Raw genomic sequence first — 13,201 nt, 5'->3', positions numbered from 1 at the left:
CCCCATGGCGCGATTCCCCCGGGCCGCAGATTGTGTTCTGCGGCCTTTTTTGTTCAGGGACGCCGAGCAACCAGGGCGAGGACCGGTCTGTCGGCAGCCGGCGGCCTGATCGGCCCGGCCCAGAGAGCCCGCCTGAATCTGGCGTCGGAGATCGGGTTGGTAAAGTGGTAGCCAGCCCTTGCCACCTCGAGCTCTGAAGGATTGCCCAGCTTGACTGCATATTCGAAAACCTTCACGACCTCTATCTGATTGTCCACATGGAGCCAGTACCAACCTGGCGTATCCGGTCGTCGCAGACGCCATTCCATCGTTTTGCTCCCCTGTATTTTCTGTGGTCACTGTCTCACATATTATTCATTTTACAATTGTTGACCTTTTAGCGGGTGTTTCTGCCACAGCAGGATTTCAGATTACCTCCTCTACACAGCGGCACTCTGAAACGGCGGAGCGTCGCGTGTCTTTGAGGGCCATCGGAGCGACCGGCGGCCTCTTTTTCACGTAGCTGGAAATGGAAGCTACTGAATGGGTCGCAGTCTTCGAGCGCATCTACCGGTGGAAAATCGGGCTCTCGATGTTGACGAGGTGACGGGGGATTTCGCAGGTTTCCTTGTGCTTCGCTTCGTAGTTGGATGAATCCGCCTTACCCGGCCGTCGGAGTCATGCACCAACGAGTAGTCGATGCTTTTCGGAGTGGACCACTTCGAACCACTCTTCCTTCCGGCCAGCCGCCTCGTGGAGCCGGGCAGGCTGAGAGAACAGTTTGCAACTGTGACCGCTCAAGCACCGCCCTGTAATTCACCCCAACTTAAGCTGCGTCGAAAAACTTCATCGCCAGCCCGCCGTGCGCCGCAGCCGCGCCTGCGCACAACGCCGCGGCCAGCATGACCGCCTCGCCCATCTCCGCCTTCGTCACACCGGCCGCCTTGCCCTTCTTCGCATGTGACTCGATGCAGTACGGGCAACCCGTTGAATGAGCCACCGCAATCGCGATCAGCTCGCGATATTTGAGCGGAATCGCGCCATTTTCGCGGCTCACGATGTTGTTCAGGTTCGCCCACGCCTTGAAATCCTCCGGTGCGAGCTTGGCAATCTCCATGCGATGGGTGGCGTCATCCTTGTCGTAGTAGTGCGAAGTCATCCGTGTAGCTCCATGTGTGCTTGTGAGTGGATTGCGATCGTGGCCTTGCGGGCAACGTGCGAGACACACACTCAAAGGCCACCGACCACGGCGCAACTTTATCCCTTTATTGGATGATGTTGCAAATCTTTATTCCGATAGTGACTAATCATCGCGCTTGCGCTATTGTTCTTCCGAATAGGCCATTCAGCGTCGTACGCCAAGGCCGTCCACACCGAAATCCGTGTCCTGGAATGAAACTCGAAGACATCAACGCGTTCGTTGCCGTGGTTCGCCACGAATCCGTCACCGGCGCCGCCGAGGCGCTATTGACCCGGCAGCCGCGCATCAGCCGCCGGGTGCAGAATCTCGAGCGCGATCTAGGCGTCGATCTGCTCGACCGGCAGACGAAACCGCCACGCCCCACACCCATCGGCCGACGCGTATTCGAGCGTTGCGAAGCGGTGCTGCGGGAGGTCGCGTCGATCGCGCATGTAGTACGCGGCGAACCGGTCGCGGCGGACTCGATGCGCATCGGCGTTGCGGAAGTCATCGCCGAAATCGCCTTGCTCGACACCATGCCTTTCATGATGGAAGAGGCGCCGGGCTTGTCGATCGAGATCGCGTCGGGCTGGAGCACCGAGATGATCGCGCAACTCGAAAACGACGAAGTGGACGGCGCAATCGTCGTTTTGCCAGGCGACGTAAAGTTTTCGCGCAAGCTTTCCGCGACCAGGATCGACGAACTGCGCATGGTCGTGGTCGGCCGCAAGGGCGTCGTGCCGGCTGGCCGATTGAACCTGACCGACCTCGGACGGATGAACTGGGTGTTGAATCCGGAAGGCTGCGGCTTTCGCGAAGGCCTTCACCATGCGCTACGCGATCGCGGCATGTCCCTGCAAGTGGCAATTGGCGCGTTCGGCACGGAGCAAAAGCTCGGACTCGTCGCTCAGGGCGTCGGGCTGGGCTTCGTACCGGCGTGCATGCTCGCGTCGAGCCGATACCGGGACGCGCTACAGCCGGTCGAACTCGAAGACTTTTCGCCGCGGCCGTGCATCTGGCGCGTAGTGTCGGCACAGCCCGCGACGGTTCACGACCACCTGGCGCGCTTCGGCGAAGGCGTGAAACGCGCGCTCCAGACACTGGACGCGCCCGCGACGGCGACCGCTCGCCCCCAGCGCGCGCCGGCACGGCGGCGCGCTGATCCATCCTCGCGAGCCTAGGCGTCGCCGGTCCTGCGCCCGCTCCTGTTTTGTTCGCTGTCGCGCGATCCGGACCGCCCGGATCGCACGACGGCCCATTCATGCCTGAAGGGAAAATCCATGCCTTACGACACGCTTATCTCCCCAGCGCAGCTTGCATCGCTGTTGAACGACCCATCCGCCGATGTGCTGGTATGCGATTGCAGTTTCGATCTCGCCAATCCCGCCGCGGGTGTGGCGATGTATCGCGACGCGCACGTGCCGGGCGCAGCTTATCTGCATCTCGAAGCCGATTTGAGCGGCCCGAAAAACGGCCAGAACGGCCGGCATCCGCTGCCCGATCGCGAGCAGTTTGCCACCGCACTGGCGCGCGCGGGCGCCAGCGACGCCACGCAGATCGTCTGTTACGACAGCGCCGCCGGCATGTTCGCGGCGCGACTGTGGTGGCTCGCGCGCTGGGCCGGGCATCGCGACGTCGCGGTGCTCGACGGCGGCTTGCCCGCGTGGCGCGCGGCCGGTCAACCGCTGGAAAGCGGCACAGGCGAGACATGTGCCGGAGGACACTTCACATTGCGCGCCCCGCTGGCTGCTACGGTCGATTTCGCTACGGTGCTCGCCAATATCGGCAGCGGCGAACGTGTCGTGATCGACGCACGCGCCGCGGACCGTTTTCGCGGCGAAAACGAAACACTCGATGCCATCGGCGGACACATCCCGAATGCGCGCAATCGCTTCTTTCGCGACAACCTCGATGCCGATGGCCGGTTCAAATCGCCCGATGCGCTGCACCGCGAAATCGCCGCGATCGCCGGCACCGCGGACGGCGCGGCACTGATCGCGCAATGCGGCTCGGGCGTTACTGCCTGCCACAATCTGCTTGCGATGCAGATCGCCGGTATTCGAGGCGCGGCGCTGTATCCGGGATCGTGGAGCGAATGGAGTTCGCGAAAGGATGCGCCGATAGCGACGGGCTCCGCGTGAAATCCCCGCGCGACGAATCTTTTCTCGACGCCACGCTCATGCGCGTGCGCAACGGTCGGCAACGGCCGCGCTCGACGGAACCGGCAACATGATGCTCAAACAGCTTTTCGACCGCGTGTCCAGCACGTACACCTACCTGCTCGTATCGCGCCCGGGCGGCGAAGCGATCATCATCGATCCGGTCAAGGAACACCTCGCCCAGTATCTTCGGCTGATCGAAGAGTTGAACGTGAAGCTCGTGCACGCGATCGACACGCATACGCACGCGGACCACATCACGGCGCTTGGCGATCTGCGCGACGCGGTGCATTGCACCACGCTGATGGGCGAACAAACCCAGGCGCACTGCGTTAGCCAGCGCTTGAGCGACGGCGAGCGCGTTCGAGCCGACGGCATCGCGTTGCGCGCGATATACACGCCCGGCCACACCGACGAGTCGTTCAGTTTCGTACTCGACGCCGACACGTCGCCAGCGGTATTCACCGGCGACGCGCTGCTGATCCGTGGCAGCGGGCGCACCGACTTCCAGGGCGGCGACGCGCGCCGTTCGTGGGATTCGATCGTCAACCGCCTGTTCCGGTTGCCCGACGCGACGATCGTGTATCCCGCGCACGATTACCGAGGCGTGTGTTCGTCGAGCATCGGCGAGGAGAAGCGCTGGAATCCCCGCATAGCCTGGCGTACCGAGGAAGAATACGCGCGCATCATGAACTCGCTCGCGCTGCCCTATCCTCAGATGATGGATGTCGCGGTGCCCGCCAATACGGCTTGCGGTCAACCGGACCGGCTCTAGCCCGAACTGGCCGCGCCGCGGCCACGACCGCCTTGCGACTGCGGCCCCGCAGTCCCGTCCCGCATCCTCCCTGCTCGCTCGCGCGTTGCCTTTGCCCGGCAGCGCAACCGCTTGTGGCCGTTCGGCCGCACAGCCGGTCCGGCGATCCTTTTGCCTTGAGCTTTCGTCCCGCATGCAAGCGAAGTTTCCATTGAACGGAAACTAAAACGAATTCCAATTGCTGCGCCTGGGGGCTTGTCTTAGGATGCGCCTCAAGCCCTGACGCCGGTTTCCACAGCGCCAGGCGCCAACGACAAGACTGGCGAAACAGCGACGGCCGCATCGACTTCGCTGCGGCTGAAAGCGGGCATCACGACCCGGCATCGAAGGAGACATTCCACTTTTAATTCGTAATCCTATCTATTAAGGCAGAGACCGATATGACACCGCGACGGCATCGATATCGCCCCATGTCTCTGCGCAAAGCGTCGAATACCAACAGGCGCGGATCGAAGATCGCGCGCCTTCCGACGATCGGATCGCACTCTCTCGAATCCGCGCGCACGAATCGTCCACGCAACACATCGGAGTTCAATCAGTATGAGCAAACCCACCATCATCTCGTGCGCGCTGACTGGCGCGGCCAACACCCGGCACATCAATCCCGCGGTGCCGGTCACGCCGGAGGAAATCGCGCGTGAAGCCGTCGCGGCCGCCAAAGCGGGGGCCGCCGTCGTTCATATTCACGTGCGCGACCCGGCCACGGGCAAGGCGAGTCTCGAACACAAGTACTACGCTGAGGTCGTCGAACGCATCCGCAACGCGAACATCGACGTCATCGTCAATCTCACGACCGGCCCCGGTGCAAAATTCATCCCCGACCGCGGCAATCCGAAGATCGCCGCGCCCGGCTCCACCAGCATTTCGCCGCGCGCTCGCGTCGAACACGTGCTGGAATTGCGCCCCGACGTTTGCAGTCTCGACATCACGACGATGAACCAGCCCAACGGCGCGTTCATCAACGTGCCCGAGCATATCGTCGAAATGGCGCAACTGATCGACGATACCGGCGTTCGCACCGAAGTCGAAGTATTCGATCTCGGCGATCTGCGGCTTGCCACGCATCTCATCAGCACCGGCAAGATTCCGGCGCCCGCGCTGTTCCAGTTTTGCCTCGGCGTGTCGTGGGGCGCGCCCGCCACGCCGCAAACCCTCGCCCTGATGATGTCGCAGCACACGCTGCCGACACCGTGGTCGGCATTCGGCGTGTCGAAAGATCAGTTCCCGATCGCCGCGCAAGCCGTGACGCTCGGCGGCAACGTGCGCGTCGGTCTGGAAGACAACCTGTATCTGCGGCGCGGCGTGCTGGCGCCCGGCAACGCGGCGCTCGTCGAACGCGCGGCGCAGATCGTCGATCTGCTCGGCGGCGACGTCGCCACGGTGGCGCAGGCACGCGAACTGATGGGTCTCGCAAGCTCGAACGCGAACGCATCTCAGGAGGCTTCGCCCTATTCTTCGGCCAACCAAGAGAGGGCGATGCAATGAGCCTGCTTGCCTCGCAAACCGCTTCCAAGGCGTGGAACTACCTGACGCCGCCCCGCGCGCTCGAAGGCGATACGCTCGCCGCCAGCTGGGTCACGCGCGGCACGCACTTTATCGTCTGCACGAGCCTCGTTTCCGATGGCGCACGGCTCACGCGCGACAACCCCGACGAGTATCTGCTGATCGTGCCGCCGCAAGGCGGTCTGAGCGCCACGCTGCGGGCAGGCGCGGATTGCGTCGAAGCGGTCACCGACAGCCTGAGCATTCTGCCGCCTGGCCGCAGCGAAATCGAGGTGCACGGCACCGGCTACGTCGTGCGGATCTTTTCTGCCGATGCCGCCGATCTGCTGGCGCTCGCCGGCAACGCGGCGGCCTACGCCACGCCGAACCCGGACGTCGCGCCGCTCGCGCCCTGGCCCGACCCCGTCGGCGGCTTCCGGCTGCGCACCTACGCGCTGGAAGCGCATCGCAAGCCCGACAGCAACATGCGCGTGTTCCGCACCTGCAAGCTGATGGTCAACATGATCCTGCCGCGCGTCGGCGCACGCGATATCCACAAACTCACGCCACACGTGCATCAGGATTTCGAACAGGGTTCGCTCGCGCTCGACGGTAGCTACATCCATCACCTGCGCTACCCGTGGGTGCCCGACATGGACCAGTGGCATCCCGACGATCACGTGGAAATGAACAGTCCGTCGCTGATCGTGATTCCGCCGAAGGTCATTCATACGAGCCGTTGCATCGGCACGGGCACGTCGCAACTCGTCGATATCTTCGCGCCGCCGCGCGTGGATTTTTCGCAGCGCGGCCTCGTCTGCAACGCCGACGATTATCCGATGCCGAGCGCATTGCAGCCATCGATCGCATGACACGCCAGGGAGAAACCCGCTTATGCAAAGCAACGACTTCAGGGCGTCCGTGATCCGGCAGCAGCCGCTGATGGGCACCTTCGTCAAGACGCCGAGTCCGCACGGCATCGAAATCCTCGGCGCGGTGGGCCTCGATTTCGTGGTGATCGACGCGGAACACGCGCCGTTCGATAAAGGCGCGATCGATCTCGCCGTGCTCGCGTCGCAGGTGCAAGGCGTCCCCGCGATGGTGCGGGTGCCGGGCATCGACGGCATTCAGAATGCGCTCGATTGCGGCGCGACGGGCGTGATGGTGCCGCATATCGACAGCGGCGCCGCCGCGCGCGCGGCCGCCGACGCGGCGCGCTACCGTCCGGGCCGGCGCGGTTTCAGCAGTTCGGGCCGCAGCGGCCGTTACGGCCGCAACACCTTCAGCGAGCACATGACGGCAAGCGACGGCAAAACCGTGGTGGTCGCGATGCTCGAAGACGCCGAAGCGGTCGAACGCATCGACGAGATTCTCGCGGTCGACGGCGTCGACGCGTATTTTCTCGGTCGCGGCGACCTCACTGCCGCACTCGGCGCAACGGCGTCCTCCGACGAGCGCGTTCGCGACACGGTCAAGCGCCTGGCTGCCGCCGTGCGCGGCGCGGGCCGCCCGCTGTGGGCTTACAGCGGCAGCACCGCGGAGGTGAAGATGCTCGCCGAACTCGGTGTTTCGGGCTTTATCGTCAGTTCCGACCAGGGCTTCATGCGGCGCGCCGCCGAAGCCGACTGGCAGGCTTTCCAGGCGGCCATGCCAGCGATCCAGGCATAAAACGCACACGAAAACTTCACGAGACCACCACCATGAACAGCGAAAAGCCCGTTTTCTTCGACTCGCACGCTCATCTGGTCGCCGACGACCAGACGCGCTATCCGCGCAATCCCATCGGCCCGAATCCGAACAGCCCGAAACGGCCGCCGGGCACCGTCGGCATTCCCGGCGGTCATCACGGCCCGCATCCGGTGCACGAAGTGCCCGACACTTCGCGCATGCTCCAATGGATGCAGGAGGAGAACGTGGCGGGCGCGGTCGCGGTGCAGAAACGCATGATCTATCGCTACGACAACAGCTACATCCTCGATTCGTGCGACCGTTATCCGGACCTGCTAACGCCGGTCATCATTCCGGACGCCGAAGACACGGCAACGCCGGATTTCGTGCGCAATTGCGCACAACACCACGGTCTTTCCGGCGTGCGCCTGTTCGGTTTGCGCCAGACCGACGGCGCCACGCCGTGGCTCAACTCCGCGCAGGCGCTGAAGACGTGGGACGTGGCGCAGGCGTTCGGCCTCGTGATGGATCTGGAAATCATCGCGCGCGGCGGCGCGGGCGACGCCATCCCGACCGTGCTGGAATTATCGCGCGCCTATCCCGACGTGCCGATCGTGCTCGATCACATGCTGGAGCCCGAAGTGGTCCAGGCGGGTTTCGGGCTCGACAGGCGGTATGAAGCACTCGCCGGGCAGACCAGCGTATTCCTGAAGTTCACGTCGATCAATCTCGACGTGCTGCGCGAATCGGGCGTGGATGCCGCGCCGTTCCTGCGGCGCGCGGTCGACATGTTCGGCGCGCATCAAATCATGTGGGGTTCGGACATCGGCACGTCGTCGGGGTCGTACAAGGAGATGGTGTCGCGCATGGTGGCGGCGGCCGCTCAACTCGACGACGACGAGAAGCGCGCGATCTACGGCGAAACCGGGCGACGCGTATTTTTGCGCGGCGGCCAGAAGTCGAACGCCGCGCGCACGATCGCCGAACCGGCCTGACACACAGCGCTTATCGACGACAAAGCGACGAAAAATCGACGAAAAAGCGTCGATAAACCCGGCGATCGGTCCGCGACGCAACCGGCAAGCTCCGGTAAAGTCGCGGGTCAGTCTCGAAGCTTCGCGAGTCCGCCGCCTGCATCGCGAGATGTACGCAAGGCCGCGCCACATCCGGACGAGCGCCGTGGTTTGTCAGGAAAGCCAACACAATAATGAGGCGGCCTCGCCTGGAAAATCCTGGAGACATCGATGAGAAAAAGTCTGTTGACGTGTGCCGCCCTCGGCATCGCGGTCAGCGCCCACGCGCAAAGCACGGTGACGCTTTACGGCGTGGTGGACGCCGGTTTCAAATGGACCTCGAATGCCGGCGGTAAAAATCAATTCGCGCTGACGAGCGGCAACAACGGCTCGCCGCGCATCGGCTTCAGCGGCGCGGAAGACCTGGGCGGTGGCTATAAAGCGATTTTCACGCTGGAAAACGGCTACAGCACCGTCAACGGCACGTTGCAGAACGGCGGCCTGATCTTCGGGCGTCAGGCGTTCGTCGGCGTTCAAGCACCGTATGGCACCGTCACGCTCGGCCGCCAGTACATCACGCTGTCGAGTTTCCTCTATCCCTATGCGGCGGGCGCGGACTGGGCCGCGCGCGGCAGCGGCAACGGCGATCACCCGGGCGGCGTCGACGACCTCGACGCCTCCGAGCGCGCCAACAACGCCATCAAGTTCACCAGCACGCGATATCGCGGATTGCAGGTCGGCGGCACTTACAGCTTCGGCGGCATCGCGGGGCACGCCACGCAGAACGAAATCATGTCGGCAGGCTTCAACTATGCTTACGGCGGATTTACGCTCGCGGCGGCCTATATGTTCGCGAAAAATCCGAACCAGTCGCTGTGGGGCACCAACGCGAACAGCAGCGCCACCGCATCGAATATCACCAGTCCGGTGTTCAGCGGTTACGCGTCGGCCAAGTCGTATTCGGACTTCGGCGTCGGCAGTTCGTATGCGTTGGGATCGGCGATTCTTTACGGCGATTACGTCCACACCTCGTTCAACGATATCGGCGGCAGCGCATTGAGCGGCGCAACGGTGCCGGCCGGTTTGCGCGGCCAGACCGTCTCGTTCAACACTGGCGAACTCGGCGTGAAGTATTGGGCGACGCCGGCGCTCTTTCTCGGCATCGCCTATGCTTACACGCGCGCGAGCGCCTACGAAGGCCAGAGCGGCGCTTCCTATCAGCAGTGGGATCTTGGCGCGGACTACTTTCTTTCCAAGCGCACCGATCTGTACCTGATGCTGTTGCACCAGAAGGCGGCAGGTATCGATTCGACCGGGCAGCGCGCCGTTGCCGCCCTCACCTTCGCCACGCCTTCGACCTCGAACACGCAGACCATCGTGACGATGGGCATTCGTCAAACCTTCTGACTTCGAGTCGATCAAGCGCCAGAGTGAAAATACGAAGCGCATTCGCCGCAACCGATGCGGCGAACGCGCTTTTTAATCCGGCAGATGGCTGGCTACCCGCTCCGCGCGTTACGCGAAGTTAATCATCACCGACTTGAGCACCGTGTATTTTTCCAATGCATGCAGCGAACGGTCTCGGCCAAACCCGGTTTGCTTGACGCCGCCGAACGGCACCGCCATATCGCCGACGTCATAGCAATTGACCCACACCACACCCGCTTTCAGGCGCGTGCTCATGCGATGCGCGCGCGACACGTCTCGCGTCCAGACACCCGCGGCCAATCCGTAGATCGAATCGTTGGCGATCTGCACGGCCTCTTCTTCGCTGTCGAAACGCAGCACGGCGGCGACCGGGCCAAAAATTTCTTCGCGCGCGATACGCATCGTATTGGTCACGCCGCTGAACACCGCGGGCGTGAGATAGCAGCCGCTCGCGACCGGCTGCACGCGTTCGCCGCCGGTCACGAGGGTCGCGCCTTCGGTTTGGCCGAAATCGACGAATCCGGCCACCGTATCGAGCTGTTCCGCGCTCACGAGCGCGCCCAGAACCGTTGCCGGATCTAGTGGATCGGCAGGCTTCATGCGCATGGCGGCCGCTTTCAATTTCTCGACGAATTCGTCGTGGATGCTCGCCTGAACCAGAATCCGCGAGCCGGCATTGCAGACCTGCCCTGCGTTGAAAAACACGCCCATGGCGGCCGCTTTGGCGCTCGCGCCGAGATCGTAGGCATCGTCGAACACGATGTTCGGGCTCTTGCCGCCGCATTCGAGCCATACCTGTTTCATGTTCGAGCGGCCCGCGTACTCCAGAAAATATTTGCCGACCTCGCTCGAGCCGGTGAAACTCAGCATATCGACATCCCTGTGCAGGCCCAACGCCTTGCCCGCGACATGTCCCAGTCCAGGCACGACGTTGAATACGCCGTCCGGGATGCCCGCCGTCGTGGCCAGTTCCGCCACCCGCAGCGCGCTGAGCGACGCCTGCTCCGCCGGTTTGAGCACCACGCTGTTGCCGACCGCCAGCGCCGGCGCGAATTTCCACGACGCCATCAGCAGCGGAAAATTCCACGGCACGACCGCGCCGACCACGCCCACCGGTTCGCGGCGTATCGTGGTCTGCATGGTAGCGGCGCTGGGCGCGACCTGGTCGTACAGCTTGTCGAGCGCCTCGCCGTTCCAGGCGATCGCCTCGGCGGCCAGCGGAATGTCGATGGCGCGCGCGAAGCGGATCGGCTTGCCCATGTCGAGCGTTTCCAGCAGCGCCAGTTCGTCGGCGTGCTCGCGAATCAGGCGCGCGAACTCCAGCATCACTTGCTTGCGCTCGGACGGACTTTTGCGCGACCACACGCCGCTTTCGTACGCGCGTCGCGCCGCCGCGACGGCGAGATCGACGTCGGCCTCGCCCGCCGCGGCGATATCGGCAAGTTTGCTGCCGTCGATCGGACTCATGCAGGCGAACGTCGCGCCCGAAATCGCAGGCGTCCATTTCCCGTCGATATAAAGCCGGTCGCGAAACTGCAACGTTTCGCGCCGCGCAAGCCAGGTGTCGCGCGTCGGTGCGTGCGGGTTCGATGTGTCGTTCATGTCGTTGTTCTCCAAACTGCGCTCACGCGCCGGTGAAAGCCGGCTTGCGCTTTTCGATGAAGTGCGCGACGCCTTCGCGGAAATCGTCGCTCTGGATACTGTCGAACATCTCGCGATTGGCCAGCGCAACCGCCTCGCCAAGCGACTGATACGGCGCTTCCCAAAGCTGCTGCTTCATCACGCGCACCGAGCGCGGCGACACGTCCTCGCACAGCGAACGTGCGAGCATCAATGCCTTTGAAAGCAATTCGCCCGCAGGGACCACGCGGCTGACGAGTCCCATCGCCAGCGCCTCGTTGGCGTCGATCTTGCGCGATGTCATCAGCAGGTCGATCGCGTGTGCGTGACCTACCACGCGCGGCAAAATCCACGCTATGCCGTGTTCGGCGATCAGCCCGCGCTTCGCAAACGCCGTGGCGAATACCGCGCTTTCCGAGGCGATACGGAAGTCGCAATACAGCGCCATCACGAGTCCGAGTCCGGCGGCCGCGCCGTTGAGCGCGGCAATGATCGGCTTGCGCAGCGCGGGAAAATACGAGTAGCGGGTCTGGTAGTCGGCGCGGCGGTTCATGTCGTAGGCGCGCATCCACGACTGCTCGCGGATGTCGCCCGGCGGCAGCACCTCCAGTTCCTCCATGTCCATGCCGGCGCAGAATGCGCGCCCCGCGCCGGTCAACACTACCGCGCGCACGGTATCGTCGCGGTCGGCCCGCGCGATGGCCTCGCGCAATTCGGCTTCGAGCACTTTGGTGAGCGCGTTCAAGCGTTCGGGCCGATCGAGCGTGATAACGGCGACGGCGTTTTCGACTGAATAACCTATTTGACTGAACATTGGTTTTCTCCAGGAACGGGCGATCCCGCTCGATGGCGTCGCCATCGAGCGGACAAGAAGAAAAATGGGGAGATCAGCGGCCGATGAATTTCGGCGCGCGCTTTTCCTGATGGGCGAGGAAGCCTTCTTTGATGTCGACGCTTTGCGCAATCGCCTCCATCTCGCGCTTTGCGATGCCGAACGTCTCGGTCGGGCCGCGTTTGAGCACGTCTTCGGTGACGAAGCGCTTGAGCAACTTGTGCACCATGGGCGCCATGCCGGCGAGATCTCGCGCCATTTCTAGCGCGGCTTCGACATGCTGCCCCGCCGGCACCACCTGATTGACGATGCCGGCGTCGTAAGCACGCTGCGCCCCGACAACGCGCGCCAGCAACATCACTTCCATGGCGATCTTGAGCGGAATCCGCGCGGCGAGTCCTGCGATCATGCCCTGTGCGATGCCGAGCCGCGCTTCCGGGTAATAGAACTTCGCGTCCTCCGACGCCACGATCAAATCGCTCATCATCGACAGCACAAAGCCACCGCCCACGCACCAGCCGGACACGGCGCAGATGACCGGCTTCTCCGTCGTGATACCGACGGTTGGAATGCAGCGCCATAGTTCCGGTAGATCGTTGACGTCCGCGCCCGCGGAAAACGCCGTGTTCCCTGCGCCCGTGATGACAGCCACCCGCTGCTCCGAGCGATCGAACGCGGCGAACTCGCGTTGGAGCGCAATGGCGGTTTGAGAGCAGATCGCGTTGCGGCGCGATTCGCGATTGATCGTGAAGAGCGTGACGCCATCGTCGAAATGCTCCACCAGCAAAGGGGCGTTCGTGGTCATGCGAGTGTCCTCAAAAGATGATCCGCCGGTCGGCGGGAAAGGTCTGCAAGCGCCGCGACGAACGCCTGCCGAAGTGAAGCCGGTCAGTCAAACCCGATACGTGTGGCGCGTTTCAACCGGTGGGAAACGCAATGCCAGGAGGTGTTTTTTGTTGGGCCGAGTGTAGGTGGCGCATTTGCGCAGTGTCAACGCAACGACCGTTTGAAAAAACGACATTTCGC

General features: G+C 63.4%; 12 protein-coding genes. 8 read left to right on the top strand and 4 right to left on the bottom strand.

The annotated features are described in order from the left end of the window. Window positions 1-805: 805 nt before the first annotated feature. The gene (locus U5805_RS29515) at window positions 806-1,138 is read right to left on the bottom strand and encodes a carboxymuconolactone decarboxylase family protein (RefSeq protein ID WP_322107023.1); all 333 of its coding nucleotides are present in this window, start codon (window positions 1,136-1,138) and stop codon (window positions 806-808) included. A gap of 113 nt (window positions 1,139-1,251) precedes the next feature. Between U5805_RS29515 and U5805_RS29510 the strand changes: the two genes are divergently transcribed. The 8 genes from U5805_RS29510 to U5805_RS29475 all read left to right on the top strand — a co-directional run bounded on the left by U5805_RS29510 (window position 1,252) and on the right by U5805_RS29475 (window position 9,702). Further along, a complete protein-coding gene (locus U5805_RS29510) occupies window positions 1,252-2,340 on the top strand; it encodes a LysR family transcriptional regulator (protein ID WP_322107022.1) in 1,089 nt (362 codons plus the stop codon). A gap of 99 nt (window positions 2,341-2,439) precedes the next feature. After that, window positions 2,440-3,300 carry a sulfurtransferase gene (locus U5805_RS29505; RefSeq protein WP_322107021.1) on the top strand — a complete coding sequence of 287 codons (861 nt, stop codon included), beginning with the start codon at window positions 2,440-2,442 and terminating at the stop codon, window positions 3,298-3,300. 88 nt (window positions 3,301-3,388) lie between these two features. After that, window positions 3,389-4,093 carry an MBL fold metallo-hydrolase gene (locus tag U5805_RS29500; RefSeq protein ID WP_322107020.1) on the top strand — a complete coding sequence of 235 codons (705 nt, stop codon included), beginning with the start codon at window positions 3,389-3,391 and terminating at the stop codon, window positions 4,091-4,093. Window positions 4,094-4,672: 579 nt separating this feature from the next. Continuing rightward, entirely contained in the window at window positions 4,673-5,617 is a 945-nt protein-coding gene (locus U5805_RS29495) for a 3-keto-5-aminohexanoate cleavage protein (protein ID WP_322107019.1), read from the top strand. Next, window positions 5,614-6,486: a hypothetical protein gene (locus tag U5805_RS29490; protein WP_322107018.1), complete on the top strand. Its 873-nt coding sequence runs from the start codon at window positions 5,614-5,616 to the stop codon at window positions 6,484-6,486. The genes U5805_RS29495 and U5805_RS29490 overlap by 4 nt, the downstream gene beginning before the upstream one ends. Before the next feature lie 22 nt (window positions 6,487-6,508). Then, the gene (locus U5805_RS29485; RefSeq protein WP_322107017.1) at window positions 6,509-7,282 is read left to right on the top strand and encodes an HpcH/HpaI aldolase family protein; all 774 of its coding nucleotides are present in this window, start codon (window positions 6,509-6,511) and stop codon (window positions 7,280-7,282) included. A gap of 32 nt (window positions 7,283-7,314) precedes the next feature. Beyond that, window positions 7,315-8,277, top strand: coding sequence for an amidohydrolase family protein (locus tag U5805_RS29480; protein ID WP_322107016.1), 963 nt, complete (start codon window positions 7,315-7,317; stop codon window positions 8,275-8,277). A gap of 249 nt (window positions 8,278-8,526) precedes the next feature. Beyond that, the gene (locus U5805_RS29475) at window positions 8,527-9,702 is read left to right on the top strand and encodes a porin (protein WP_322107015.1); all 1,176 of its coding nucleotides are present in this window, start codon (window positions 8,527-8,529) and stop codon (window positions 9,700-9,702) included. A gap of 108 nt (window positions 9,703-9,810) precedes the next feature. Here the strand turns inward: U5805_RS29475 and U5805_RS29470 are convergent, their stop codons facing one another. The 3 genes from U5805_RS29470 to U5805_RS29460 all read right to left on the bottom strand — a co-directional run bounded on the left by U5805_RS29470 (window position 9,811) and on the right by U5805_RS29460 (window position 12,980). Further along, on the bottom strand, window positions 9,811-11,325 hold the full coding sequence (locus U5805_RS29470) for an aldehyde dehydrogenase (protein ID WP_322107014.1): 1,515 nt from the start codon (window positions 11,323-11,325) through the stop codon (window positions 9,811-9,813). A gap of 22 nt (window positions 11,326-11,347) precedes the next feature. Further along, the gene (locus U5805_RS29465) at window positions 11,348-12,157 is read right to left on the bottom strand and encodes an enoyl-CoA hydratase (protein ID WP_322107013.1); all 810 of its coding nucleotides are present in this window, start codon (window positions 12,155-12,157) and stop codon (window positions 11,348-11,350) included. Between the two features lie 73 nt (window positions 12,158-12,230). Continuing rightward, window positions 12,231-12,980: an enoyl-CoA hydratase/isomerase family protein gene (locus U5805_RS29460; protein ID WP_322107012.1), complete on the bottom strand. Its 750-nt coding sequence runs from the start codon at window positions 12,978-12,980 to the stop codon at window positions 12,231-12,233. Window positions 12,981-13,201: the final 221 nt, after the last annotated feature.

This window comes from Paraburkholderia sp. J41 (assembly GCF_905220235.1).
GTDB lineage: Bacteria > Pseudomonadota > Gammaproteobacteria > Burkholderiales > Burkholderiaceae > Paraburkholderia.
This window is presented reverse-complemented; position numbering and strand designations above follow the sequence as displayed.

Coding starts and splice junctions, on each gene's coding strand:
- U5805_RS29460 (WP_322107012.1), bottom strand. CDS start 12,980: ATGACCACGAACGCCCCTTTGCTGGTGGAGCATTTCGACGATGGCGTC.
- U5805_RS29490 (WP_322107018.1), top strand. CDS start 5,614: ATGAGCCTGCTTGCCTCGCAAACCGCTTCCAAGGCGTGGAACTACCTG.
- U5805_RS29495 (WP_322107019.1), top strand. CDS start 4,673: ATGAGCAAACCCACCATCATCTCGTGCGCGCTGACTGGCGCGGCCAAC.
- U5805_RS29510 (WP_322107022.1), top strand. CDS start 1,252: ATGATGTTGCAAATCTTTATTCCGATAGTGACTAATCATCGCGCTTGC.
- U5805_RS29465 (WP_322107013.1), bottom strand. CDS start 12,157: ATGTTCAGTCAAATAGGTTATTCAGTCGAAAACGCCGTCGCCGTTATC.
- U5805_RS29470 (WP_322107014.1), bottom strand. CDS start 11,325: ATGAACGACACATCGAACCCGCACGCACCGACGCGCGACACCTGGCTT.
- U5805_RS29480 (WP_322107016.1), top strand. CDS start 7,315: ATGAACAGCGAAAAGCCCGTTTTCTTCGACTCGCACGCTCATCTGGTC.
- U5805_RS29475 (WP_322107015.1), top strand. CDS start 8,527: ATGAGAAAAAGTCTGTTGACGTGTGCCGCCCTCGGCATCGCGGTCAGC.
- U5805_RS29515 (WP_322107023.1), bottom strand. CDS start 1,138: ATGACTTCGCACTACTACGACAAGGATGACGCCACCCATCGCATGGAG.
- U5805_RS29485 (WP_322107017.1), top strand. CDS start 6,509: ATGCAAAGCAACGACTTCAGGGCGTCCGTGATCCGGCAGCAGCCGCTG.
- U5805_RS29505 (WP_322107021.1), top strand. CDS start 2,440: ATGCCTTACGACACGCTTATCTCCCCAGCGCAGCTTGCATCGCTGTTG.
- U5805_RS29500 (WP_322107020.1), top strand. CDS start 3,389: ATGATGCTCAAACAGCTTTTCGACCGCGTGTCCAGCACGTACACCTAC.